At 70.5% G+C, this 23742-nt stretch carries 22 protein-coding genes; 9 read left to right on the forward strand and 13 right to left on the reverse strand.

Translation table 11 applies throughout. The features are described from left to right. Position 1: 1 nt before the first annotated feature. Both efeB and efeO read right to left on the reverse strand, forming a co-directional pair. On the reverse strand, positions 2-1279 hold the full coding sequence (gene efeB / locus ACFY1U_RS02595; RefSeq protein WP_390692305.1) for an iron uptake transporter deferrochelatase/peroxidase subunit: 1278 nt from the start codon (positions 1277-1279) through the stop codon (positions 2-4). Positions 1280-1294: 15 nt separating this feature from the next. Continuing rightward, positions 1295-2434 (reverse strand): iron uptake system protein EfeO, encoded by a 1140-nt coding sequence (gene efeO, locus ACFY1U_RS02600; RefSeq protein ID WP_390692306.1) that lies wholly within the window; start codon positions 2432-2434, stop codon positions 1295-1297. 365 nt (positions 2435-2799) lie between these two features. On the opposite strand from efeO, the gene ACFY1U_RS02605 reads away from it, so the two are divergent. Beyond that, entirely contained in the window at positions 2800-3456 is a 657-nt protein-coding gene (locus tag ACFY1U_RS02605; protein ID WP_390692307.1) for a PhzF family phenazine biosynthesis protein, read from the forward strand. 10 nt (positions 3457-3466) lie between these two features. Here ACFY1U_RS02605 and ACFY1U_RS02610 read toward each other — a convergent pair whose 3' ends face one another. Together ACFY1U_RS02610 and map are read right to left on the reverse strand one after the other, a co-directional pair. Beyond that, on the reverse strand, positions 3467-4114 hold the full coding sequence (locus tag ACFY1U_RS02610; RefSeq protein ID WP_390692308.1) for a heme oxygenase (biliverdin-producing): 648 nt from the start codon (positions 4112-4114) through the stop codon (positions 3467-3469). Between the two features lie 107 nt (positions 4115-4221). Next, a complete protein-coding gene (gene map, locus ACFY1U_RS02615) occupies positions 4222-5079 on the reverse strand; it encodes a type I methionyl aminopeptidase (RefSeq protein WP_390692309.1) in 858 nt (285 codons plus the stop codon). 58 nt (positions 5080-5137) lie between these two features. On the opposite strand from map, the gene ACFY1U_RS02620 reads away from it, so the two are divergent. Further along, complete coding sequence (locus ACFY1U_RS02620; protein WP_266954613.1) at positions 5138-5368, forward strand: hypothetical protein; 231 nt, start codon at positions 5138-5140, stop codon at positions 5366-5368. On the opposite strand, the gene ACFY1U_RS02625 is transcribed toward ACFY1U_RS02620, so the two are convergent. Together ACFY1U_RS02625 and ACFY1U_RS02630 are read right to left on the reverse strand one after the other, a co-directional pair. Next, complete coding sequence (locus tag ACFY1U_RS02625) at positions 5369-6670, reverse strand: MFS transporter (RefSeq protein ID WP_390692310.1); 1302 nt, start codon at positions 6668-6670, stop codon at positions 5369-5371. Positions 6671-6909: 239 nt separating this feature from the next. Beyond that, positions 6910-7512, reverse strand: a complete 603-nt coding sequence (locus ACFY1U_RS02630; RefSeq protein WP_390692311.1) for a hypothetical protein — start codon at positions 7510-7512, stop codon at positions 6910-6912. Between the two features lie 167 nt (positions 7513-7679). On the opposite strand from ACFY1U_RS02630, the gene npdG reads away from it, so the two are divergent. Together npdG and ACFY1U_RS02640 are read left to right on the forward strand one after the other, a co-directional pair. Continuing rightward, the gene (gene npdG, locus ACFY1U_RS02635) at positions 7680-8396 is read left to right on the forward strand and encodes an NADPH-dependent F420 reductase (protein ID WP_390692312.1); all 717 of its coding nucleotides are present in this window, start codon (positions 7680-7682) and stop codon (positions 8394-8396) included. A gap of 64 nt (positions 8397-8460) precedes the next feature. Then, the gene (locus tag ACFY1U_RS02640; protein ID WP_390692313.1) at positions 8461-8646 is read left to right on the forward strand and encodes a hypothetical protein; all 186 of its coding nucleotides are present in this window, start codon (positions 8461-8463) and stop codon (positions 8644-8646) included. On the opposite strand, the gene ACFY1U_RS02645 is transcribed toward ACFY1U_RS02640, so the two are convergent. Further along, complete coding sequence (locus tag ACFY1U_RS02645) at positions 8636-9436, reverse strand: site-2 protease family protein (RefSeq protein WP_390692314.1); 801 nt, start codon at positions 9434-9436, stop codon at positions 8636-8638. The genes ACFY1U_RS02640 and ACFY1U_RS02645 overlap by 11 nt on opposite strands. Positions 9437-9654: 218 nt before the next feature. On the opposite strand from ACFY1U_RS02645, the gene ACFY1U_RS02650 reads away from it, so the two are divergent. Beyond that, the gene (locus ACFY1U_RS02650) at positions 9655-13623 is read left to right on the forward strand and encodes a BTAD domain-containing putative transcriptional regulator (protein WP_390692315.1); all 3969 of its coding nucleotides are present in this window, start codon (positions 9655-9657) and stop codon (positions 13621-13623) included. A 28-nt stretch (positions 13624-13651) separates the two neighbouring features. On the opposite strand, the gene ACFY1U_RS02655 is transcribed toward ACFY1U_RS02650, so the two are convergent. From ACFY1U_RS02655 to panB, 3 genes are all read right to left on the reverse strand, one after another. Further along, a complete protein-coding gene (locus ACFY1U_RS02655) occupies positions 13652-14467 on the reverse strand; it encodes an ABC transporter permease (protein ID WP_390692316.1) in 816 nt (271 codons plus the stop codon). Continuing rightward, positions 14464-15489 (reverse strand): ATP-binding cassette domain-containing protein, encoded by a 1026-nt coding sequence (locus tag ACFY1U_RS02660; protein WP_390692317.1) that lies wholly within the window; start codon positions 15487-15489, stop codon positions 14464-14466. Before ACFY1U_RS02660 ends, ACFY1U_RS02655 begins: the two co-directional genes overlap by 4 nt. A 265-nt stretch (positions 15490-15754) precedes the next feature. Further along, on the reverse strand, positions 15755-16630 hold the full coding sequence (gene panB, locus ACFY1U_RS02665; RefSeq protein ID WP_390692318.1) for a 3-methyl-2-oxobutanoate hydroxymethyltransferase: 876 nt from the start codon (positions 16628-16630) through the stop codon (positions 15755-15757). A 214-nt stretch (positions 16631-16844) separates the two neighbouring features. Between panB and ACFY1U_RS02670 the strand changes: the two genes are divergently transcribed. From ACFY1U_RS02670 to ACFY1U_RS02685, 4 genes are all read left to right on the forward strand, one after another. Beyond that, positions 16845-18434 (forward strand): MFS transporter, encoded by a 1590-nt coding sequence (locus ACFY1U_RS02670; protein WP_390692319.1) that lies wholly within the window; start codon positions 16845-16847, stop codon positions 18432-18434. Positions 18435-18497: 63 nt separating this feature from the next. Further along, positions 18498-19139, forward strand: coding sequence for a TetR/AcrR family transcriptional regulator (locus ACFY1U_RS02675; RefSeq protein WP_390692320.1), 642 nt, complete (start codon positions 18498-18500; stop codon positions 19137-19139). 186 nt (positions 19140-19325) lie between these two features. Then, positions 19326-20375 carry an endonuclease/exonuclease/phosphatase family protein gene (locus ACFY1U_RS02680; RefSeq protein WP_390692321.1) on the forward strand — a complete coding sequence of 350 codons (1050 nt, stop codon included), beginning with the start codon at positions 19326-19328 and terminating at the stop codon, positions 20373-20375. A gap of 101 nt (positions 20376-20476) precedes the next feature. Next, positions 20477-21697 (forward strand): MFS transporter, encoded by a 1221-nt coding sequence (locus ACFY1U_RS02685; protein WP_390692322.1) that lies wholly within the window; start codon positions 20477-20479, stop codon positions 21695-21697. A gap of 64 nt (positions 21698-21761) precedes the next feature. Here the strand turns inward: ACFY1U_RS02685 and ACFY1U_RS02690 are convergent, their stop codons facing one another. The 3 genes from ACFY1U_RS02690 to ACFY1U_RS02700 all read right to left on the reverse strand — a co-directional run bounded on the left by ACFY1U_RS02690 (position 21762) and on the right by ACFY1U_RS02700 (position 23178). Then, a complete protein-coding gene (locus ACFY1U_RS02690; RefSeq protein ID WP_390692323.1) occupies positions 21762-21893 on the reverse strand; it encodes a hypothetical protein in 132 nt (43 codons plus the stop codon). A gap of 195 nt (positions 21894-22088) precedes the next feature. Then, a complete protein-coding gene (locus ACFY1U_RS02695) occupies positions 22089-22514 on the reverse strand; it encodes a hypothetical protein (RefSeq protein WP_390692324.1) in 426 nt (141 codons plus the stop codon). Between the two features lie 187 nt (positions 22515-22701). Next, positions 22702-23178, reverse strand: coding sequence for an SMI1/KNR4 family protein (locus tag ACFY1U_RS02700; protein WP_390692325.1), 477 nt, complete (start codon positions 23176-23178; stop codon positions 22702-22704). Positions 23179-23742 lie beyond the last annotated feature (564 nt).

Below are 23742 nucleotides of genomic sequence, written 5' to 3' on the forward strand. Positions count from 1 at the left end.
CTCACGCCTCCTTGGAGAACAGCGTGCTGCCCCACCAGTCGTCCTTGTCGCGGACGCCGGGCGGAACGGCGAACACCGCCGAACCCACGTGCTGGATGTACTCGTTGAGGGCGTCGGTCGCCGACAGCCTGCGCTGAAGCGGGATGAACCCGTTGCGCACGTCCCGCTGGTAGGCCAGGAAGAACAGGCCCGCGTCCAGCCGGCCCAGGCCGTCGGTGCCGTCGGTGAAGGAGTAGCCGCGGCGCAGGATCGTGATCCCGTTGTTGGAGTCGGGGTGCGCGAGCCGCACGTGCGCGGTGGGCTTCATGGCCTTCAGGAACGGCTTGTCGTGCTCCTTGGCCTTGCCGACCGGGGCGCCCTCGCCCTTGTCCCGGCCGAAGACGTCCTCCTGCTCCTGCAGCGAGGTGCGGTCCCAGGTCTCGATGTGCATCCGGATGCGCCGCGCGACGAGATACGAGCCGCCGGTCATCCAGTCGGGGCCGTCCTTCTCGCCGACCCACACGAACTTCTTCAGACGGTCCGTCTCCGTGCCCGCGATGTTGCGGGTGCCGTCCTTGAAGCCCATCAGGTTGCGCGGGGTCTGCGCGTCCGGGGTCGTCGAGGAGGTCTTGCCGAAGCCGAGCTGCGACCAGCGGATGTTGACCTTGCCGAAGCCGATGCGGGCCAGGTTGCGGATCGCGTGCACGGCGACCTGGGGGTCGTCCGCGCAGGCCTGGATGCACAGGTCGCCGCCGGTGCGGTTCCTGTCGAGGTTCTCGCCGGGGAACTGCGGCAGGTCCACCAGCGCCTCGGGCCGGTGGTCCTTCAGCCCGAACTTGTCGAACAGCGAAGGGCCGAAGCCGATCGTCAGCGTCAGCCGCGAAGGCTTGAGGCCCAGCGCCTCACCGGTGTCGTCCGGCGGCGCCTCGGCGAGACCGCCGTACGCGCCCTCCCCGACGGTCTTCCCGCCGGTCATCCGGCGCGCTGCCGCCGTCCAGTCCTTCAGCATCTGCACGAACTCGGCGCGGTCGTCCGTCTGCACGTCGAACGCGGCGAAGTGCAGCCTGTCCTGTACGGGCGTGGCGATGCCGGCCTGGTGGGCGCCGTGGAAGGCGACCGCGGCTCCGGCCTCGGCGGCCGTCGGGTCCGCGTCGCTGCCGGCGCGGGTCATCGCGACCGCACCGCCGGCCGCGGCGGCACCGAGCGCGAGCCCCGCCCCGCCCCAGCCGATCAGCGAACGCCGGGAGGGGGTCTTGGAGGTGCCGGCCTCGGTGGTGGCGGCTTCCTGGGTGTCCGTCATGGTGTTGTCGGTCCCCTACTTGACGACGGCGGCGGCGAGCTTGGACAGCGGCTCCGCGAGCGCGTTCACCGCGTCCGAGAGCTCCTTGCGCTGGTCCTCGGTGACCTTGTCGTACGACACGAAGCCGTCGGAGGTCTTGTCCGTGCGGTACTTGTCGAGCAGCGTGTTCAGCGCGGCGAACTGCTTGTCGAGCTCGGTGGTCAGCGCCTTGTCGTTGGTCTGCGCGACCGGCTTGAGCAGCTCGTACGCCTGCTGCGCGCCCTCGACGTTGGCCTTGAAGTCGCTCAGGTCGGTGTGCGAGTAGCGGTCCTCCTCGCCGGTGACCTTGCCGGTGGCGACCTCGTCGAGGAGTTCCTTGGCGCCGTTGGCCATGGAGGTCGGGGTGATCACGGCCTTGCCGACCCGCTGCTGCCAGTCCTTCAGATCGGTGACCAGCTGGTCGGCGAGGGTCTTCTGCTCGGCGCCGATCTTCTTGTCCTGCCACAGCGCCTTCTCCAGCGCGTGCCAGCCGGTCCACTTCTGGCCCTTCTCCAGGCCGTCGGCGCGGGTGTCGGTCTTCGGGTCGATGTCGCCGAAGGACTCGGCGATCGGCTCCGTGCGCTCCCAGCCGACGCGGGAGGGGGCGTAGGCGTCCTGGGCGGCCTTGAGGTCGCCGGCCTTGATGGCCTTGGCGAAGACCTCCACCTTCGGGAGGGTCGCGTCGGCCTGCTCCTGCGCCCACTCGCGGTAGTCGGCAACGGCCTTGTCCAGCTTGGGGTTCCGCTTGGCGGCGGCGCCGGACCCGGTGACGGTCAGCTTCTGCCGGACGCCGTGGCCCTTCATGCCGGGCCGGCAGGCGATCTCGTACTCGCCCGCCTTCACCTCGGCGGTCAGCGTGTACTTCGTACCGGACCCGATGTTCTCCTTCTCGGAGACGATCCGGTCGTCCGGGAAGAGGATCTCGACCTCGGTCGCCTGGGAGCCCTTGTTCTCGATCTTCAGCGTGACCTGACCGGCCGGCACCGACTTGGTGGAGGTGTCGCACTTGGAGTCGGCCGCGGTCACCTGGATCGCGGCGTCACCGTCGCCCTTGCTCTTCTCCGTGCACCCGGTCACGGCGGTCAGCGCCGCCGCGGTGGCGACGGCGGTGACGACGGAGAGTCTGGCGGCTCGCATGCAGGCTCCTGAGGCTGGCGAAAAATCGCGTGTCGAGGCCCACCCAGGGATGGTGAGGCTCGCCTAACTTATCTAAGGCTTGCCTGGGTAGTGCCCACTCATGCGGTGATTCAGCTCTCATGGACGCCGTATGGGCACGGTGCGATCACGGTGACTCAAAACACAACCCAAGGAATAGTCAAAGAAAGGTCAAGGGATCTGCTTCGGTGCCTGCTCAGCGCAGCCCCTCGGTCGGCCGAGGGGCTGCCGCGACACGAGCGGCGCACGGAATCGCGCTCCGGTGCGCACCGGCGCAACCGAGCCCCGGACCGTGCAACGCAGCCGCGAGTGCATCCTGTTGACACGCTCAGTGTTTCAATTCCCCCGTGACCGACTACGACGTGCTGCGCGTCTTCTGCGCCCCGAACGGCGGCTACGGCAACGAACTCGGTGTCGTCCGCGAGGGATCCGTCATGCCCGACCGGGCGGAGCGGCAGGCGTTCGCCGCGAAGCTCGGGTTCAGCGAGACCGTGTTCGTCGACGACCCCGAGCGCGGAGTCATCGACATCTACACCCCGACCCTGCGCCTGCCCTTCGCCGGCCATCCCTGCGTCGGCGCCGCCTGGCTCCTCGACGTGGACGAGCTGGTCACCCCGGCCGGGCCGGTCGGGGCGCGCCAGGACGGGGAGTTCAGCTGGATCGAGGCCCGCGCGGAGTGGGCCCCGCCGCGCACATTGCTCCAGTACGCCACGGCCGCCGAGGTCGACGACCTGCCCGTCCCGCCGAAGGGGGAGTGGATCTACGCCTGGGCCTGGGAGGACGAGCCGGCGGGGCGGGTCCGCGCGCGTGGTTTCCCCGGCCGGGACGACGGCATCGACGAGGACGAGGCCACCGGGGCGGCCGCCCTGCTGCTCACCGACCAGCTCGGCCGGGCGCTCAACATCACCCAAGGGGCCGGGTCGCAGATCCTCACGGCTCCGCAGCCGTACGGGTGGGTCGAGATCGGCGGGCGTGTGTATCTGGAACGCCAGCCCGAACGCTAGGGCCCGGTCCTTATGCGCTCAGCGGGAACTCCTCGCCCAGTGCCCGGAACACCGCCGTGTTCAAGGCGAACGCCCGCTTGCACTCCGCGACGATCCGCTGCTTCTCCAGGTCGTCCGCCCGGATCTCGTCCAGCAGTTCCCGGTACGCGCGCTTGAAGGCGGCCGGGTTGCCGACCCCCTCGAACACGTAGAACCGCACCCCGTCACCCTTCCGGGCGAACCCCCATGTCTTCTCCGCCTTGTCCCGGATGATCTGTCCGCCGGAGAGGTCACCGAGGTAGCGGGTGTAGTGGTGGGCGATGTAGCCGCCGGGCCACTGTTCGGCGCACTCGCGTACCCGCGCCGCGTACGCCCCCGTCGCCGGCAGTGCGCGCAGTCCCGCGCGCCATTCGGGGCCCCGCAGATGTGCCAGGTCCCGCTCCAGCGCCGCCAGCCGGAACAGCTCCGGCCGGATGAAGGGCCCCGCCACCGGGTCGGAAGCCAGCCGGTCCGCTCCGGTTTCCAGGGCCTCGTAGACGAACCACAACTGCTCGGTGTAGCGCGCGTACGCCTCCACGCCCAGCCGCCCGCCCAGCAGGTCGCTCATGAACGTCGAGGTCTCCGCCTCCGTGTGCTGCTCGTGGGACGCGGTGCGGATGACGGTCGAGAAGGAGTCCATGGGCCCCGTCTTCCAAGGTTGCCGACATGTTGTCGGTAAAAGCGTACAAGAAAAGACCCACCCCGGCAGCAGGGCGGGTCTTCGAAGAGGCCGGCTACGAGGGGTCGCTACGGCAGGGTGAGGATCTCCGCCCCCGACTCCGTCACCACCAGCGTGTGCTCGAACTGGGCGGTCCGCTTGCGGTCCTTCGTGACGACCGTCCAGCCGTCGTCCCACATGTCGTACTCGTGTGTCCCGAGGGTCAGCATCGGCTCGATCGTGAACGTCATGCCGGGCTGGATGACGGTCGTCGCGTGCGGGCTGTCGTAGTGCGGGATGATCAGGCCGGAGTGGAAGGACGAGTTGATGCCGTGGCCGGTGAAGTCGCGGACCACCCCGTAGCCGAACCGCTTGGCGTACGACTCGATGACCCGGCCGATGATGTTGATCTGGCGGCCCGGCTTGACCGCCTTGATCGCGCGGTTCAACGACTCCCGGGTCCGCTCCACCAGCAGCCGCGACTCCTCGTCGACGTCCCCGACCAGGTAGGTCGCGTTGTTGTCGCCGTGCACACCGCCGATGTACGCCGTCACGTCGAGGTTGACGATGTCGCCGTCGCGCAGCACCGTCGAGTCCGGAATGCCGTGACAGATCACCTCGTTGACCGAGGTGCACAGGGACTTGGGGAAGCCGCGGTAGCCGAGCGTCGACGGGTAGGCGCCGTGGTCGCACATGTAGTCGTGCGCCACCTTGTCCAGTTCGTCGGTGGTGACACCCGGCGCGATGAGCTTCGCCGCTTCCTCCATCGCCTGCGCGGCGATCCGGCCGGCGACCCGCATCGCCTCGATCGTCTCGGGCGTCTGCACCTCCGGCCCGGTGTACGGCGTCGGAGCGGGCTTGCCGACGTACTCGGGACGGCGGATGTTTCCGGGTACGGAACGGGTGGGGGACAGTTCCCCTGGTACGAGCAGCGACTGGCCAGACATGCCAGTGAGTCTAACGAGCGGGCGTGCGGGAACATGTTCGTGGCGAGAGGAGCAGGTCATGCCCTTGTTCAAGAAGCGCACGGTCGGCAAGCCGGGCGAGTGGTACTACTGCCTGGAGCACAAGAAGGTCGAGGAGGGGCCGGAGTGCCCCGCCAAGGACCGATTCGGGCCGTACGCCTCCCGTCAGGAGGCCGAGCACGCGATGCAGACGGCGCGCGAGCGCAACCTCGAGTGGGAGAACGACCCCAAGTGGCACGACGCCCCTGCCGGAACCCCTGACGACGACTGATCAGGCCTGCGCCGCAGCCTGAGCCGGTGCGGCTGCCGTCCGCTGGTCGCGCAGCCGCAGCGCGTGCTCGTTCGTACGCACGTCGTATGTCATCAGCTTCGGCAGGCACAGGGCGAGCAGCCCCACCGCGCCCGCGCACAGCAGCCCGCCCGACCAGACGGACGTCCGCACGCCCCACCACGCGGCGAAACCGCCGGAGCGGACCTGGCCGACGGTCGGCCCGACCGAGTACGACAGCAGCTCGATCCCGGCGAGCCGGCCGCGCAGCTCGTCCGGGATCGTCTGGTTCCACATGGCCCCGCGGAAGATCCCGCTGACCATGTCGCAGCCGCCGGCCACGGTCAGGAACAGCAGCACCAGCCATACGTTGCCGACGACGCCGGCGGCCGCGATCGCCAGGCCCCACAGCGCGGCCGACAGCACCACCATCCGCCCGTGCCGGTGCACCCGTGACGTCCAGCCGCCGGTCAGCCCCACCAGCATCGACCCGAACGGGACCGCCGCGTACATCAGGCCGAGCGCCCAGTTCGCGTCCAACTCGTCGGCGAGGAAGGGCAGTACGGCGAGGGGCATCGCGAGGAACATCGCGGCGAGGTCGACGGCGTAGGTGCCGAGGAGTTCCTTGCGGCTCCAGGCGTAGCGGGCGCCCTCCGCGATCGCCCTGAGCGACGGCTTCGCGGCCTCGTGGGCGGCGGGGGAGGCGGCGATGCGGACGATGAGGACCACGGAGACGACGAAGGTCGCGAGGTCCGCGCCGTACGCCCAGCCGAGCCCGGCGTACGCCACGACCACGCCCGCCAGGGCCGGGCCGGCGACGCCGCCGACCGTCCAGCGCAGGGAGTTCAGGGCCGAGGCGGCGGGCATGTGCTCGTGGGCCACGATGCGGGGCCAGAGCGAGTCGATGGCAGGTCGCTGTACGGAGACGAGGGCGGAGGACAGGGCGGCGACGACGTAGAGCGGCCAGACGGCGGGGTGCGGGAGCAGGGCGTTGGCGAGCAGCGCCGCGCTGAGCAGGCCCTGGCCGGCCTCGGCCCACACGATCAGCTTCCGCTTGTCGAGGGCGTCGGCGAGGGCGCCTCCGTACAGGCCGAACACGAGCAGCGGCAGCAGCTCTACGGCTCCGATCGCGCCGACCGCTGCCGCGGACCCGGTGAGCTCCTTGAGTTGCACCGGCAGTGCGACGAACGTCAGGAAGCTCCCGAAGTTCGAGATCGTTCCCGAGACCCACAGCCGCCGGAAGTCGCGGGAGTTCCGCCAGGGGGTGAGGTCGGGGAGGAGCGCGCGCAGGCCGTCGGTGGTCACGAAGGGCCATGCTCGGCGGGGCCGCCACCCCAGGCAACCGCTTTTCGCCCCCGCCGCCCCTACCCGTCCCGTCCCTGGGGGCTGCGCCCCCAGACCCCCGCTTTCGGCCTGAACGGCCTCGTCCTCAAACGCCGGACGGGCTGAAATCAGCCCCTCCGGCGTTTGAGGAGCGGGGGTTCGGGGGCTGGCCCCCGGGTCGGGACGGGAAGGGGCGGCGGGGGCGAAATCCTCGGGCGCGGTCACCAGCGGGCCGGTGGCGGAGCCGTCAGTTGTTCCGCCAAGCGGTACAGGCGGTCCCGAAGGCGGCGGTTGCCCCGCGGCGCCGGCAGCGCGTTCTCACCGGCCGCCGCACTCACCAGGTGCTGCACCGTGTCCAGGTCCAGCTCGGAACCCTCCGGCACAGCCAGCGACTCGTGAGCCAGAGAGGCAAGTTCACCCTCCCCCGCCCCGAGCGCCAACACCGTCGCCCCGGCCCGCCGCACGTCAGACACCCGCTCCAGCAGCGAACCCTCCGGCCCGGCGGCCGAAACCACCAGCAGCGTCTCCCCCCGCCGAGCAGCCGCCAACCGACCGAGCCCCACCGCCAGATGCGCCGGATCCGACGGACGCGCCCGGTGCCGTACGAGCGTCGGCGTCAGCTCAGGCGTCCCCGACCACGCGGCCTCGTCCACCAGATGCGCCGCCAGATGCCACGGCTCGTACTCCTCGGTGCCCACCAGCAGCAGCCCCCCGCCGTGCGACACCACCGACCCGCGCAGCACCCCCGCGAACCGCCGCGCGGCCCCCAGCCACTCGGTCCCGGCCAGCACTTCACGCAGCAACGCGACACGTACGGCGTCCATGCCTGCGCATCCTGCACCAGTCGGCGACCCGTGACCGGGCGTTCACCCCGAATTCGCCCGACCTGGCGACAGGGCGCCGACGCCCGCGTCTCGACGAGTGCGACGGCTGCCCGTGACGCGGCTCACCTGACCGGCAGGGCCGGTCGGGGCGGACGTAAAGTCGGCCCATGACCTCTACCGACAGTGCTGCACAGACTCCCGCGAAGGCCCCCGCCAAGGACCCCTGGGACCTGCCCGACGTCTCCGGGCTCGTCGTCGGCGTCCTCGGCGGGACCGGGCCGCAGGGCAAGGGCCTCGCCTACCGGCTGGCCAGGGCCGGCCAGAAGGTGATCATCGGCTCGCGTGCGTCGGAGCGTGCGCAGGCCGCTGCCGACGAGCTCGGGCACGGCGTCGAGGGCGCGGACAACGCCGAGACCGCGCGGCGCAGCGACATCGTGATCGTCGCCGTGCCCTGGGACGGCCACGGCAAGACCCTGGAGTCGCTGCGCGAGGAACTGGCCGGCAAGCTCGTCGTCGACTGCGTCAACCCGCTCGGCTTCGACAAGAAGGGCGCCTACGCGATCAAGCCGGAGGAGGGCAGCGCGGCCGAACAGGCCGCCGCCCTGCTGCCGGACTCCCGGGTCACCGCCGCCTTCCACCACCTGTCGGCGGTCCTCCTCCAGGACCCCGAGATCGCCGAGATCGACACCGATGTGATGGTGCTGGGGGAGGAGCGGGCCGACGTCGAGATCGTGCAGGCGCTGGCCGGACGCATCCCGGGCATGCGCGGCATCTTCGCCGGCCGGCTGCGCAACGCCCACCAGGTCGAGTCGTTGGTCGCCAACCTGATCTCCGTGAACCGCCGCTACAAGGCGCACGCCGGGCTCCGCGTCACGGACGTATGAGGCGATGGGGGACACTGGACGCCGTAACGGTGTCCCCCCAGCCCGCCCACAGGAGTCGAACGACATGCCCCGCCTTGGCCTCTATGCCCTGATCGTCTTTGTGCTCGCCGTGGCCGCGGCCGTGGTCTCCTTCGCGCAGGGCAGCTGGCTGGGGATCGTGTGGATCCTGCTCGCGGGGCTGTCCAGCAACATGTGCTGGTACTACTGGAAGCGGGGCCGGGCCGGGCGCCGGTCCTCCGTCACTGGCTGACCGAGCAGAACTCGTTCGTGCCCTGCCAGAAGCGGTAGAGCTCCTGGCCGCAGTACGTGCCGAAGTCGCTGATCCCGAGGCTGCGCAGGATCGAGTCGATCACGTCGAAGAACGCGGTGTTGATCGACGGCACCCACAGCAGCGCGAACACGAACAGCAGGCCGAACGGCGCGAAGGGCTCCACCTGCCGCTTGATCTTGTACGACAGCCAGGGTTCGATGACGCCGTAGCCGTCCAGGCCGGGCACCGGCAGGAAGTTCAGGATGGCGGCCGTGACCTGGAGCAGGGCGAGGAAGGCCAGCGCGAACTGGAAGTCGCGCGGCACGCCGTCCAGCGCGTGCAGCCAGAACGGAGCGGTGCACACGGCCGCGAACAGGACGTTCGTCAGCGGTCCTGCCGCCGAGATGAGGCTGTGCCGCCAGCGGCCGCGGATGCGGTTGCGCTCAATGAAGACGGCACCACCGGGCAGACCGATCCCGCCCATGATCACAAAGAGGACCGGGAGCACGATGCTCAGCAGCGCATGCGTGTACTTCATCGGGTTCAGCGTGAGATAGCCTTTCGCGCCGACCGAGATGTCACCGCTGTGCAGGGCGGTACGCGCGTGTGCGTACTCGTGCAGACACAGGGAGACGATCCAGGCCGCCGTCACGAACAGGAACACGGCCACGCCCGGCTGCTCGGCGAACCCGGTCCAGGTGGCCCAGCCCGTGACCGCCGTGACGGCCGCGATCCCCACGAAGACGGGGCTGATCCGGCGGTCGCTGCGGCTGGTGGTGGCGGTGGTCATGGGACTCCCTGGACTGTGCGTGCACGCGGTGGGACTGCCCGACGGTACCGGGCGTAGGTGAAAACGTCTCGCGGTGGGCCGGGGGTTCCGTGGAAGGGTGGGGACATGGGGGGATCGGCATGTGTTCTGCGCGGGTCGGCAGAGAGCACGGTTGCGCTGCCCCCGTGACCGCGCCGCCCACCCGAACCGCATGACCGCCCCCGACGTCAACGGAGACAATGGACCCCGTGCGCTATCGCATCCTCGGCACCACTCAGGCGCTCCGCCCCGACGGCACCCTTGTCCCGGTCGGCGGAGCGCGGCTGCGTGCTCTGTTGACCGTGCTGGCCCTGCGCACCGGGCGTACCGTGCCGGCGGGCGTCCTGGTCGACGAGGTGTGGGGCGGTGCCCCGCCCGCCGACGCGACGGGTGCGCTGCAGGCGCTGGTCGGCCGGCTGCGGCGGGCGCTCGGCGCGGACGCCGTCGCCTCCGCGGAGGGCGGCTACCGGCTCGCCGCCCGGCCCGACGACATCGACCTGCACCGTTTCGAGCGGCTGACCGGCGAGGGCACCCGTGCGCTCGCCGACGGCGACCCCGCCAAGGCGGCCGTGGTCCTTGACGACGCCCTCGGCCTGTGGCGCGGGCCCGCCCTGGCCGACCTCCCCGACCGCACCGCCGAGGCGGCCCGCTGGGACACCCGCCGCCTCGATGCCCTACGCACCCGCCACACCGCCGCCCTCGCCCTCGGCCACGCCGAGCAGTCCCTGCCCGAACTGACCGCGCTGTGCGACACCCACCCCCTCGACGAACCCCTCCAGGCCCTGCGCCTGCGCGCCTTGCGCGACGCGGGCCGCACTGCGGAGGCCCTGGCCGCCTTCGAGGACGTACGACGCCTCCTGGCAGACCGCTTGGGAGCGGACCCGGGCAGCGAACTGAGGGCGCTGTACGGGGAGTTGCTGCGGCCGGATGAGCGGGAGCGCGGGCCTGGTGCCGACGCTGCGTCGGGTGGACCCGGGCGGAACTCCGGCAAGGAGTCGGGGGCGCGGGAGCCTGGTGGCGCCGGTGCCGGTGCCTCGTGGGGCGGCCCCGGGCGGAATGCCGGTGGGGGGTCGCAGGAGTGGCCGTCAGCGGAGGATCCGGACCCGTGGGCGCGCGGCCGCGCAACCGGCGCTCCGGCGGGTGGTCCCGGGCGGGAGGTCGGTGAGGGGCCAGGGGAGTGGTCGCGGTCGGAGGCACCGTATACGCGGGTGCGTGGCCGCGGTGCCGGTGCGTCGTCCGGTGGTGTGGGGCGGGACGGCGGTGAGCGGTCGCAGGAGGGGGATTCCCGGGCGCGGGGGTTTGGTGCCGACGCTGGATCCGGTGGTTCCGGGCGAGAGGTCGGTGAGGGGCCAGGGGAGTGGTCGCGGTCGGAGGCGCCGGAGGCGCGGGTGCGCGGGCATGGTGTCGGCGCACCGGCTGGTTCCGGGCGGGACGGTCGTGAGCGGTCGGAAGAGCGGGACGCGCGGGGGCGCGGGAGTGTCACCGGCGACCGGTCGGACGGCCACGGGGGGAACAGCGGTGGGCCGGCGGCCGGTTGGCCGGGTGCTGTCGGCGGAGGTCCGGAGGGTGCGGGGGCCGGGCCCGCGGTCGGCGGTCTCCTGGGGCAAGGGCCCGTCGCCCACGGGGCGGCGGCTGCCGCCCCCGCAGCCGATGCCCCCCGGCCCCCCGGCAACCTCCGCGCCCGCCTCACCTCCTTCGTCGGCCGGGAGGCCGACATCGAGGCCATCCGGGGCGACCTCGCGGCGGCCCGGCTCGTCACGTTGCTCGGGCCCGGTGGGGCGGGCAAGACGCGGCTGTCGCAGGAGGCCGCCGAGGCCGTGCGGTATGCGGCGCGGGACGGGGTGTGGCTGGCCGAGCTGGCGCCCGTCGACGACCCGGACGCCGTACCGGAGGCCGTGCTGACCGCCGTCGGCGCCCGCGAGACCGTGCTGTACGGCGCCGGTGCCGAGGCGATGCGGGCAGCAGGGGCCGAGCGGCATGACGACCCCGTCGAGCGGCTCGCCGAGCACTGTGGCCGGCGGAGCATGCTGATCGTCCTCGACAACTGCGAGCATGTCGTCGAGGCCGCCGCCCGGCTGGTGGAGGAGCTGCTCCAACGGTGCCCGCAGCTGACGGTGCTCGCCACCAGCCGTGAACCCCTGGGCGTACCGGGGGAGTTGCTGCGGCCCGTGGAGCCGTTGCCCGAGCCGGTCGCGCTGCGGCTGCTCGCCGACCGGGGCGCGGCCGCCAGGCCCGGCTTCCGCGTCGACGAGGACCCGGAGGCATGCGCCGAGATCTGCCGGCGGCTCGACGGGCTGCCCCTGGCCATCGAGCTGGCCGCCGCCCGGCTCCGCATGTTGACGCCACGTCAGATCGCCGACCGGCTCGACGACCGCTTCCGGCTGCTCACCTCCGGCAGCCGCACCGTCCTGCCCCGCCAGCAGACCCTGCGGGCGGTCGTCGACTGGTCCTGGGACCTGCTCGACGAGGAGGAGAAGGAGGTGCTGCGGCGGCTCTCCGTCTTCGCGGGCGGCTGCGATCTCGCCGCCGCCGAGGCCGTCTGCGGACCCGCGGCGCTGGGAGCCCTCGGGTCGCTCGTCGACAAGTCCCTCGTCGTGGCCGCCCCTTCGGGTGACGGAGGCATGCGCTACCGGCTCCTTGAGACCGTCGCCGAGTACGCCGGCGAGCGCCTGGACGAGGCCGGGCGGCGCCCGGAGACCGAGCGCGCGCATCTGACGTACTATCGCGAACTCGCCCGCACCACCGACCCGTTGCTGCGCGGCCCCGGCCAGCTCGCCGCCATCCAGTTGCTGGAGCGCGAGTACGAGAACCTGCGCACCGCCCTGCGCCACGCCGTCACCGAGCGCGACGAACAGGAAGCCCTCTGCCTCATCCTGTCGCTGTCCTGGTACTGGCAGATGCGTGACGCCCGCATCGAGGCCCGCAACTGGTGCGCCGAGGTCATGGCACTCGGCCCCGACCCCTTCACCGCCCCCGCCCAGCCCGCCGAACCGGTCTGGGAGCGCTGCACCGACGTCCCGCCCCCGCTGTCGGGCGAACTCCTCGCCGAGGCCCGGCGTGGCGTCCACCTCGCCCATCTCGCCTGCATGGACACCGAGTTGGAGGCCTGGGAGTCACCGCAGGCGAAGGAGAAGCTGCGCACCATAACCGAGGTCTACCGGCCCGGCCTCCCACAGAACTGCCGTACCCCCGGCATCCTCTGGTTCTACGCCGTGATGCTGACCGGCAACGTGGAGCGGCTGCCGGGCATCCTCGACGCGAGCGTCGACACCTGCCGCGCCACCCCTGGCATGGAGTGGGAACTCGCCGCCACCCTGCAGATGCGCGCCAACCTCCTCGCCAACCGCAGCGACTGGGTGGGTAACGCGCGGCGCGACGCCGACGAGTCGCTGGAGATCTACCGCCGGATCGGTGACCTGTGGGGCACCGCGGAGGCGTTGTCCGCTCGTGGCGAGGCGCATGAACGCATCGGTGAGTACGCGGCGGCCGCCGCCGACTACGAGGCGGCGATGGAACAGGCCGAACGCCTCGGCGCCCGCGCCCAGATGGCCGTGCTGGGCGCCCGGCTCGGCAGCGCGCTGCTGGAGGCGGGCGACATGGAGCGGGGCGAACAACTGCTGCGCGAGGTGATCGAACGCAAGGACGGCGCGGTCAACGAGGCCATGCCCGCCGCCCGGATGTTCCTCGCCGGGCGGCTCGCCATGACCGGCCGGATGCCGGAGGCGCGCGAGCAACTGCGGCTGCTGCGTGAGGAGTTCAGGATCGCCCACTTCATCGTCTTCGACGCGTTCATCCTCGGCTCGGAGGCCTTCGTGGAGGCGGTCGACGGCAACTACGAACTCTCCCTGGACAAGGCACGGGAGGCACTGCAACGGGCCCGCGACCCGCTGTCCGAGGCCATCGCCCCGCACATGCACCCCCTGCACCTGGCCCTCGCCGCGATCGGCCTCGCGGGTGTCGACGGCGGCAGCCGAGCCCGGGACGCCGCCCGCTGCGTCGGGGCCGCACGGACACTGCTGCCGGCCGGCCATGTCGCCACCTCCATGGAGCGCGAGGTGTACGCCCGAGCCGAACGGATCGCCCGCGCGGCCCTCGGCGACGAGGCCTACGAGGCCGCCCACGCGGAGGGCGGCGGCCTCTCCGCGGAGGAGGCCGCCGCCCTGGTCTGACGCGGACCGAGGTGCCGTGAGGCCGACGTCAGCTCTTGGTGCGGAACTTGTGGATCGCGTACGGCGCCGCCACCGCGGTGATCGCCACGGACCAGCCGAGCGTCACCCACAGGTCGTGCGCGACCGGGCCGCCCACCATCAGTCCGCGCGCCGCGTCGGCGAGCGTGGACAGCGGGTTGTAGTCGGTGAAGGCCCGCAGCCAGCCCGGCATCGTCTTCGTCGGCGCGAAGATCGACGAGCCGAACTGCAGCGGGAAGAGCACCAGGAACCCCATCGCCTGCACGGACTGCGCGTTCTTCAGGATCACGCCCAGGGTGAGGAACACCCACATGATCGACGAGGCGAACACCGTGGCGAGTCCGACGGCCGCGAACAGCCCGACCCAGTTGTTGATGTCGAACCCGACCAGCACGGCCACGATCATCAGCACGGTCGTGGCGAACAGCATCCGCGCCACCTCGACCGCGATCTTCGCGAACAGCACCGAGCCGCGCCCGATCGGCAGGGACCGGAAGCGGTCCATGACACCGGAGTTGAAGTCCTGGCTGAAGCCGGTGCCGACGCCCTGGGACAGCGACATGCTCATCATCGCGATCATGCCGGGGATGACGTACTGCACGTACCCGTGCTGACCGCCGCCCAGCGCCTGCCCGATCGAGCCACCGAAGACGTACACGAACAGCAGGGTGAAGATGACCGGCATCAGCAGCGCGTCGAACATCGACTCGGGGTCCTGCTTGATCCACAGCAGGTTCCGGCGGATCAGGGCGCCGGTGTGGCGCAGATGGCCGCGCAGCGGGATGTGCGCATCGGTGGCCGGAGCGGTGGCGGTTGCCGCGCTCATACGGCGACCTCCTCGAGGGTGTCGGTGGGTACGGCGTCCTGCGGGGCACTGGCGCGGTGGCCGGTGAGGGACAGGAACACCTCGTCCAGGCTGGGCAGTTCGGTGGTGATGGAGCTGATCGTGATGCCCTCCGCGAGGACCACGCCGGCCACCGCGGTCAGCTGTTCGTCGCTGAGGATCGGGACGAGCACCGAACCGCTCTCGGTGTCGACGGTCGTGGTGGCGAGCCCGGTGATGCCGAGGCCGTCGAGGGTGGCGGCGAGCGGCCGCAGCTGCTGCGGATCGGCGGGCCGCACCCGCAGCGTCCGTCCGCCCACCTTGGCCTTCAGCTCGTCGATCGCACCGCCCGCGATGACCTTGCCGCGGTCCACGACGGTCAGCTCGGTGGCGAGCTGCTCGGCCTCCTCCATGTACTGGGTGGTGAGCAGCACGGTCACGCCCTCGCCGACCATGGTCTTGACCTCGTCCCACACCTCGTTGCGGGTGCGCGGGTCGAGCCCGGTGGTCGGCTCGTCGAGGAACAGCACCTCGGGCCGCCCGATCATCGAGGCCGCGAGGTCGAGGCGCCGCCGCATACCGCCGGAGTAGGTGCTCGCGGGCCGCCTGGCGGCCTCGGTCAGCGAGAACCGCTCCAGCAGCTCGTCAGCACGCGCACGTGCCTCCTTGCGGGGCAGGTCGAGCAGCCGCCCGATCATGTAGAGGTTCTCCCAGCCGGGCAGCTTCTCGTCGACCGAGGCGTACTGTCCGGTCAGGCCTATCACCCGGCGCAGCTGCCGGGGCTGGCGCAGCACGTCGTATCCGGCGACGGTCGCCTGCCCCGAGGTGGGGGCGAGCAGGGTGGAGAGGATCCGCACGAGGGTGGTCTTGCCGGCGCCGTTCGGCCCGAGCACACCCATCACGGTGCCCTCGCGTACATCCAGGTCCACGCCGTCCAGCGCCTTGGTCTCGCCGTAGTGCTTGACCAGCCCCCGCACGGTGACGGCGGCGTTTCCGCCGCTGGGGTTGTTGTCGATTCGCGTCATGACAACGAAGGTGACAGGGCCGACCGACAAACGACCGACAGGTCACCGACACGACCTCGTCGGCACCTACAGACCGCCGACACTCCAGCCCACCCGGCACCTTTCAGCCCGTCCGGCGTTTGAGGACGAGGCCGTTCAGGCCGAAAGCGGGGGTCTGGGGGCGCAGCCCCCGGGGACGGGACGGGTAGGGGCGGCGGGGGCGAGAAAAAAACGGCAGCCCGTCGACGGGGGAAGATCGACGGGCTGCCTCTGTGCCGCTGTGGCTCTAGTGGACGGAGTTCTCCTCCGACGGGAACACCCCGCCGACCACGTCCTCCGCGAACTCCTTCACCGCGTTCCCCATGACCTCACGCAGGTCGGCGTACTTCTTGACGAACTTCGGCACCCGACCGGAGGTCAGCCCCAGCATGTCCGTCCACACCAGCACCTGCGCATCCGTCTCGGGCCCGGCCCCGATCCCGACCGTCGGAATGTGCAGCACCCGCGTCACCTCGGCCGCCAGCTCCGCCGGCACCAGCTCCAGCACCACCGCGAACGCACCCGCGTCCTGCACGGCCTTCGCGTCCCGCAGCAGCTGCTGCGCCGCCTCCTCGCCGCGCCCCTGCACCCGGTAGCCCATCGCGTTCACGGACTGCGGGGTCAGCCCGATGTGGGCCATGACCGGGATACCGGACTCGACCAGCAGCCGGATCTGTTCGTGCGACCGCTCCCCGCCCTCCAGCTTCACGGCACCCACCCCGGCGTCCTTGACCAGCCGGGTCGCCGAGCGCAGCGCCTGCACCGGACCCTCCTGGTAGGAGCCGAAGGGGAGGTCGCCGACGATCAGGGCGCGCTGCGTACCGCGTACGACCGCGGCCGACAGCATGGTCATCTCGTCCATGGTGACGGGCACGGTCGTCTCGTACCCGAGGTGGCAGTTGCCCGCCGAGTCGCCGACGAGGATCACCGGAATGCCGGCCTCGTCGAAGACGGACGCGGTCATCGCGTCGTAGGCGGTGAGCATGGGCCACTTCTCGCCGCGTTCCTTGGCGAGGGCGATGTCGCGAACGGTGATACGGCGTGTGCCCTTGCCCCCGTACAGCGCCTTACTGCCGTCGGAAGGCCTGTTCTGGACAGTCTGGGCAGCCGAAAGCTGCGTCATTGCAACGGCTCCTTCAGTCATCTCGAGGCGCCCTGACGGCGTCCCCGGATCACCCCCATGGTGGCACTTCGTGCCAGCCAGGGCCAGAGGGAACTCCGTCACGTCACGTGGGCACGGAGGCACGGATGCCGCACGCGGGGGCGGGCGTAAGGTCCAGGTAAAAGATTTACGATACGGCACCGTCTCGTATCGGAATTCGCCTAGCCTGGACGGCATGACGACTCCACCCGTTCCCGCACCCCGGATACCCGAGGCGGTGCACCGGCGCCGCTGGGCCATCCTCGGCGTCCTGATGCTCAGCCTGCTGATCGTCGTGCTCGACAACTCGATCCTGAACGTCGCCATCAAGACGATCTCCACCCCGGCCCCGACCGGGCTGGGCGCCACGCAGAGCGAGCTGGAGTGGGCGATCAACGCCTACACGCTCGTCTTCGCGGGGCTGCTGTTCACCTCGGGCCTCATCGGTGACCGGGTGGGCCGCAAGAAGGTGCTGCTCGGCGGTCTCGTCGTGTTCGGCGTCGGCTCCGCGCTCGCCGCCGAGTCCGGCTCGCCCGGCCAGCTGATCGCCTACCGCGCCCTGATGGCCCTCGGCGCGGCCTTCGTCATGCCGGCCACCCTCGCCGTCCTCATGAACGTCTTCGAGCGCGAGGAGCAGCCCAAGGCCATCGGGATCTGGGCCGGCGGCGTCGGCCTCGCCATCGCCATCGGCCCGATCACCGGCGGTGTGCTCCTCGACCACTTCTGGTGGGGCTCGGTCTTCCTGATCAACGTGCCGATCGTGCTCCTCGCGCTCGCCCTGATGATCTGGCTCGTCCCCGACTCCCGCGACCCGCGCCCCGGCCGGCTCGACCCCATCGGCGTCGTGCTGTCCGTCGTGGGCCTGGTCCTGCTCGTCTACGGCATCATCAAGGGCGGCCAGCTCGCCGACTTCACGGACGCCCAGGTGCTGTCGACCATCGCCGCCGGTCTCGCCGTACTCACCGCGTTCGTCGTCTTCGAGAAGCGCAGCGACCACCCCTCGCTCGACGTGACGTACTTCAAGAACAAGGTGTTCTCGGCCGCCATGGCCGCCATCGCGCTGGTCTTCTTCGCGCTGATGGGCGTCACGTTCTTCGCCGTGTTCTACACCCAGAGCGTGCGCGGCTACTCGCCGCTCCAGTCCGGTCTGCTGATGCTGCCGCTGGCCGCCGCGCAGATGATCTTCGCGCCGCGGGCCCGGCTGATCGTCGACCGGTTCGGCTACAAGGTCACCACCGGGGTCGGACTGCTGCTGCTCGCCGGGATGCTCGCCGCGTTCGCGGGCTTCGAGGCGGACACCCCGATCTGGGTCCTGGAGGTCGTGTTCTTCCTCATGGGCACCGGCATGGCCCACGTCATGACCCCGACCAGCGTCGTCATCATGCAGTCCCTGCCGCGCGAGAAGGCCGGCTCCGCGTCCGCGCTGAGCAACACCTTCCGCCAGGTCGGCGGTGCCCTCGGCATCGCGGTCCTCGGCTCGGTGCTGTCGACGGCGTACCGCACCGGCATCGAGGGCAAGCTCGGGCACCTTCCGGCCGGGCTGCGGGAGACGGCCGGCGAGTCCATCGAGGCCACCCTGGGCGTCGCGGCGAAGCTCGGCCCGCAGGGCAGGGCCCTGGTCGCCCCGGCCAACGACGCCTTCCTGCACGCCATGCACGTCACCGCGCTGTGCGGCACGGTCGTCGCGATCCTCGGCGCGCTCGTGGCCTTCGTGTTCCTGCCCGGGAAGCCGTCGGCCCGTCAGGAAGGCGAGGAGGAGCAGCAGTTGGTGGCAGCGGCGGACTAGCGTCTTCCACCGCACTGGGGGGCAACGGGGAGAATTGCTCCAGCTCAACGAAGGGACGCAGAAGTGAGCCTCGCCGACAGTCCGGCCCCTCCCGGGGTGCCCGCACGGGGACGCCCCCGCAGCGAGGCGGTCGAACGCGCCGTCATAGAGGGCGTGCTGAAGCTCCTGGAGGACGGCGTTCCGCTCGCCGAACTCTCCATCGAGCGCATCGCCCGCACGGCGGGCGTCGGCAAGGCCACCATCTACCGGCGCTGGACCGGCAAGGAGGAGCTCTTCGTCGACGTCGTACGCGCCGCCGAGCCCCCGGACCCCGAACTCCCCGGCACGTCGATGCGCGACGACCTGGTGGCCCTCCTGGAGCACTTGCGGCAGCGCGGCGTCATGACCCGCACCTCGGTGCTCCTGCACAACGTGTTCGCCCAGATGAAGAGCAGCCCGAAGGTCTGGGCCGCCTACCACGCCTCCGTCGTCCGGCCGCGGCGCATACAGCAGATCGAGATCCTGCGCCGCGGTCAGGAGAACGGCGAACTCCGCGAGGACGTCGACATCGAGCTGGTGAACGACCTGTTCGTCGGCCCGATGCTGGTGCGCACCGTCATGCGTCCTGAGGTGGACGCGGAGATCGATCTCTCCGAGGGCCTGTCGGAACGGATCGTGGACACGCTCCTCGAAGGGCTACGACCCGTCAAATCCTCAACCACCTAGCCCGAATGTGCGCGTTGCGTCACAGAGGGCGCTTTCCGGGGCGGCGGACGGAACTCCCCGCACCGGGTTCACCGTCCTCGTGCCCGTACGGCCGTCATGCGACGGCAGGGACGGGCTCGGTCATCCCCTAGGGTTTCAGATACGGGGGACGGACGGGTTGCACGGCAGGCAGTGAGGCGACGCGGTATGGCGCAGCAGGCGTATGTGACGGAGACGGACAACGGCGGCTCGGGGCCCGAGCACCGGGGAGACCGGTTCCGGCGCCTGCTCAACCGCCTGGTCTCCGGATGGCGGGGCGACCCGAGAATCTGGCGCCGTGGCATCGTTGTCGCCGCGCTCGCGGTGGCCCTCGCCCTGGTGATGCTGCTGCACGCACGCATCCCCAACCGCATCGGCAACCTGGGCAGCCTCACCGAAACCTTCCTGCCCTGGCTGGGTCTCCTGGTCCCGCTGCTGCTCCTGCTCGCGCTGGTGCGCAGGTCGGCGACCGCACTGATCGCGGTGGTGCTGCCCGCGGCCGTATGGCTGAATCTCTTCGGCGGGCTGCTGACGGACAAGACCGTCGGCGGCGGCGACCTGACCGTCGCCACGCACAACGTCAACGCCGACAACCCCGACCCCTCGGGCACGGCCCGTGAAGTGGCCGCGTCCGGCGCGGACGTACTGGCCCTGGAGGAGCTGAACGCCTCGGCGGTGCCGGTGTACGAGAAGGCGCTGGCGTCGACGTACAAGTACCACTCGGTGCAGGGCACCGTCGGACTGTGGAGCAAGTACCCCATGACCGGGGTCAGGGCCGTCGACATCAAGCTGGGCTGGACGCGCGCCATGCGTGCCACCGTGACCACGCCCGAGGGGCAGGTCGCGTTCTACGTCGCCCACCTGCCGTCCGTGCGGGTGAAACTGGAGGCCGGGTTCACGGCCCGGCAGCGCGACAAGAGCGCCAACGCGCTGGGTGAGGCCATCGCCCAGGAGCCGCTGAAGCGGAAGGTGCTGCTCGGCGACCTGAACGGCACGATGAACGACCGCTCCCTCAACGGCGTGACCGCCCAGATGCGCTCCACCCAGGGCGCGGCGGGCAGCGGGTTCGGGTTCAGCTGGCCGGCCTCGTTCCCGATGGCGCGGATCGACCAGATCATGGTCCAGGGCATCGAGCCGGTGACCTCGTGGACGCTGCCCAGGACCGGGAGCGACCACCTCCCGATCGCGGCCCGTGTGAGCCTCGCCACCGGCTCGTAACCTCCCGGAATACTGGGCCCGAGAGACTTTGTTCCGTAACTGAACTTAAACTTGGTACGGACTCCGCTCTCCCTTTGACCTTGAAAGGAACAGGCCCCTTCATGCCCCTGGCCCTGCTCGCTCTGGCCGTCGGCGCTTTCGGAATAGGCACCACCGAGTTCGTGATGATGGGCCTGCTGCCCGACGTCGCGGACGACCTGCACATCTCCGTCCCCACCGCCGGGCACCTGGTCTCGGCGTACGCGCTGGGCGTCGTCATCGGCGCCCCGCTGCTGGCCGCGGTCACCGCGCGGATGTCCCGCCGCACGGTGCTGATCGGCCTGATGGCCCTGTTCGTGGCGGGCAACGCGCTGTCGGCGTTCGCCCCCGGCTACGACTCGCTCCTGGCCGCCCGCTTCCTGAGCGGTCTGCCGCACGGCGCCTTCTTCGGCGTCGGCGCGGTCGTCGCCACGAACCTGGTCGCCCCCGAACGCAAGGCCCGCTCCGTCTCGCTGATGTTCCTCGGCCTGACGGTCGCCAACGTCGCGGGCGTGCCGGTCGCCACGCTGATGGGCCAGCACCTGGGCTGGCGGGCCACGTTCCTCGGCGTCAGCACGATCGGCCTCGCGGCGATCGCCTCCCTGGGGGCGCTGATCCCGCACGACCACACCCACGCGGCCCCGGCGACGGGCCTGCGCGGCGAACTGGCGGCCCTGCGCTCCGTGCCGGTCTGGCTGGCGCTCGGCACGACGGTCGCCGGCTTCGCCGCACTCTTCGCCGCGTACAGCTACATCACGCCGATGCTGACGGACTCCGCCGGGTACGGCGAGTCCAGCGTGACACTGCTGCTGGCGCTGTTCGGCGTCGGCGCGACGGTGGGCAACCTGGCGGGCGGCCGCCTGGCGGACCACTCGCTGCGGGGGACGCTGTTCGGCGGCCTGGTCTCCCTGGCGGGCGTCCTGGCCCTGTTCCCGCTGTTGATGTCGACGCAGTGGACGGCGCCCCTGGCGGTGGTCCTGCTGGGCGCGGCGGCCTTCATCACCGGGTCGCCGCTCCAGCTGATGGTGATGGAGAAGGCGTCGGCGGCTCCGTCGCTGGCGTCCTCGGCGAACCAGGCGGCGTTCAATCTGGCGAACGCCGGGGGAGCGTGGATCGGGGGGTTGGCGCTGGCGGCGGGCTTCGGGGTTACGTCGCCTGCGGTTGCCGGGGCGGCACTGGCTTCGCTCGGCCTGGCGGTGGCGGGGCTGGCGTACACGGTGGACCGGCGCCGGGTCCCTGTGGCGGGACGTCAGCGCGTGGTTGCCTCCCACGTCCCGCAGGAGGCGGGGGCGCTGCGCCACTGAGGGCGGCGCCCGGCGTAGACGGGTCGCGGCCGATGGTCGGATCTCTTGGACGGCTGGTCGCCGCTCAGTCGCCGTCCTGGATCTCAGTGGCTGGGGCCTGCAGCGCGGTGACCACCCCTGTCCCCCGACCGCTGAGCGAGGCGTCGAAGGTCTCCTGGGCTGGGCGCCTCGCCTCGGCGTACTTCGGCTCAGACATTCGCTACCAGACCAGGTCTGGTGCGATGTGCTCGACCCGGCTCATCACTCACCAATGGGATGCAGAGGCCTCCGGCGTACACACCCAGTGCGAAATCGACCACCGGCGGTCCCGGCGTGCGCAGGCAGAGAGTCACCCCGTGGTCGACGAAGCGCAGGTCCGCCTTGAATAAGTCGATGGAGAAGTCCGCGCCGGTCAGTTCCGGGTGCTCCGGCCGATCAGCGCGGCCTCGATCGCTTCACCGGTCATGTCGATCAGTACGGCTTCTTGTCGCATGTCCGCGGGAAGGTGCGCATGTGCTTCGGAGCCGCAGAAGAACGTCCCCTGGCTCGGATCGAAGATCACCGCTGTCAGCCGTGCCGTGAGTTCCGCCACGATGGCGAACACACCGGGACCGGAGTGCGGACGCTCCACCAGGATGCCGGTCCGGTCGACGAAGATCTCGGCCTCACTGCCGTCCGCGGCCCGGACCCAGTACTGCAGACGTCCGTCGTCCAGCACGGTGAGGTCCGGGTCGCCCACGTCGTAGGGGCTGAGGACGGCTTGGACCACGCGCATGTCCAAGGGGACGGGCTCGTCACTGCCTTCCACGAATTTGTAGATCGAAGGGCTGTAGCTCACACAAAATCGCTTTCGTCACTGAGGTGATAGCCCTGGGGGCCGACTCGGTAGATGACCATGATGCCCTTGATGTCGTTGTCGATCATCGCGTGCTACGTCGCTGGTCTGAGGGTGAAGTGTGCAGAGGCCGAGGGGATCCGCACAGTCGGTGTGCGGACCCCTGTCCAGGTTGGCTCGTGACGGAGGATCAGCCCAGCTTCTGACGGCACTCGGCGAGCGTGAACTCTCCGAAATTATCCGAGACCTTCTCCGTGAGCCCGCCCTCCAGAACCCCGGGGTTCCACGCGTAAACCGGGTACTCGCCTGCCTGGTCCGGCTGCGAGGTATCGAGGACGACAACTTCCCAGACGTCGTCATGCATGACGACCAAGAAGTGGTGCGGCAGTCCCAGTACCTCGCGGTCCTCCACGGTGTACGCAGGAGAGCCCAACAACTTCTCTCCCAGGGGCGGAGTTTTATATACGCCAGGGAACTCGGTGGGGGGAATCTCCCACGTTCCGAACTCTTCGATCAAGCGCCGGTATGAGGGAGGGAAAACAAGACCCATCTCAGCCTCGGCTCTGGCGATCACCTCTGCTGGGCAGCCGTCACCATGTTGCACAATATCCTCGTGGGCACGCAACAGCCTGATCGCCTGTTCGGCTGCCTGTAGACCGCTCGTCATCCGAAATCCTTCGCTCTGTTCTGCCAGTACGCTTTCTGTCACTTCTCGAACTCGGTCCGGTCGATTCCGCTGGGAATCTTGGTGCCCGACTTCCAGTGAAGTTTGCCCTAGTTGTCGAAGTACATGGCAGCCGTCGCCTCGGCGATCGGCCAGGCAGAGTTCGTCGGGAAGTTCCAGCAGCGACTCGTTTGCCTCCCTTGTGCGCCATGTCCTGGCTGCGCATAGCTTCGGCGAGCCTACGGACGCACGCGCCGACCTGGTTGGGCGGCGAGGGTGTTGAGGCGTCATGTTGGGGGAGCCCCCCGTGCACGGGCGGATGCTGCGGCCCCATCGGTGTTCGTCCAGTGGCAGGGGGGCGTCGTCGAGTGGTCCGACTGACAGGTGCCCTGGACGGTGAAGCCCGCCCTCCGGCATTTCACTTTGAAGTCGGGCGGTACGACGCCGAGGTAGCCCAAGCGTCGGCCGATCGGTCTTGGCGTGTCGCCACGGAATGATGAGGCTGACCGACTCTCACAGGCCCGAGTGCCTGGTCGCTGACGACGACAGCTGTGGCAGAGCTGCCGG

The organism is Streptomyces sp. NPDC001351 (assembly GCF_042896045.1).
GTDB lineage: Bacteria > Actinomycetota > Actinomycetes > Streptomycetales > Streptomycetaceae > Streptomyces.

Coding starts and splice junctions, on each gene's coding strand:
- efeB (WP_390692305.1), bottom strand. CDS start 1,279: ATGACGGACACCCAGGAAGCCGCCACCACCGAGGCCGGCACCTCCAAG.
- efeO (WP_390692306.1), bottom strand. CDS start 2,434: ATGCGAGCCGCCAGACTCTCCGTCGTCACCGCCGTCGCCACCGCGGCG.
- ACFY1U_RS02610 (WP_390692308.1), bottom strand. CDS start 4,114: ATGGACTCCTTCTCGACCGTCATCCGCACCGCGTCCCACGAGCAGCAC.
- map (WP_390692309.1), bottom strand. CDS start 5,079: ATGTCTGGCCAGTCGCTGCTCGTACCAGGGGAACTGTCCCCCACCCGT.
- ACFY1U_RS02620 (WP_266954613.1), top strand. CDS start 5,138: ATGCCCTTGTTCAAGAAGCGCACGGTCGGCAAGCCGGGCGAGTGGTAC.
- ACFY1U_RS02630 (WP_390692311.1), bottom strand. CDS start 7,512: ATGGACGCCGTACGTGTCGCGTTGCTGCGTGAAGTGCTGGCCGGGACC.
- npdG (WP_390692312.1), top strand. CDS start 7,680: ATGACCTCTACCGACAGTGCTGCACAGACTCCCGCGAAGGCCCCCGCC.
- ACFY1U_RS02640 (WP_390692313.1), top strand. CDS start 8,461: ATGCCCCGCCTTGGCCTCTATGCCCTGATCGTCTTTGTGCTCGCCGTG.
- ACFY1U_RS02645 (WP_390692314.1), bottom strand. CDS start 9,436: ATGACCACCGCCACCACCAGCCGCAGCGACCGCCGGATCAGCCCCGTC.
- ACFY1U_RS02650 (WP_390692315.1), top strand. CDS start 9,655: ATGGACCCCGTGCGCTATCGCATCCTCGGCACCACTCAGGCGCTCCGC.
- ACFY1U_RS02655 (WP_390692316.1), bottom strand. CDS start 14,467: ATGAGCGCGGCAACCGCCACCGCTCCGGCCACCGATGCGCACATCCCG.
- ACFY1U_RS02660 (WP_390692317.1), bottom strand. CDS start 15,489: ATGACGCGAATCGACAACAACCCCAGCGGCGGAAACGCCGCCGTCACC.
- panB (WP_390692318.1), bottom strand. CDS start 16,630: ATGACGCAGCTTTCGGCTGCCCAGACTGTCCAGAACAGGCCTTCCGAC.
- ACFY1U_RS02670 (WP_390692319.1), top strand. CDS start 16,845: ATGACGACTCCACCCGTTCCCGCACCCCGGATACCCGAGGCGGTGCAC.
- ACFY1U_RS02680 (WP_390692321.1), top strand. CDS start 19,326: ATGGCGCAGCAGGCGTATGTGACGGAGACGGACAACGGCGGCTCGGGG.
- ACFY1U_RS02685 (WP_390692322.1), top strand. CDS start 20,477: ATGCCCCTGGCCCTGCTCGCTCTGGCCGTCGGCGCTTTCGGAATAGGC.
- ACFY1U_RS02690 (WP_390692323.1), bottom strand. CDS start 21,893: ATGTCTGAGCCGAAGTACGCCGAGGCGAGGCGCCCAGCCCAGGAGACC.
- ACFY1U_RS02700 (WP_390692325.1), bottom strand. CDS start 23,178: ATGACGAGCGGTCTACAGGCAGCCGAACAGGCGATCAGGCTGTTGCGT.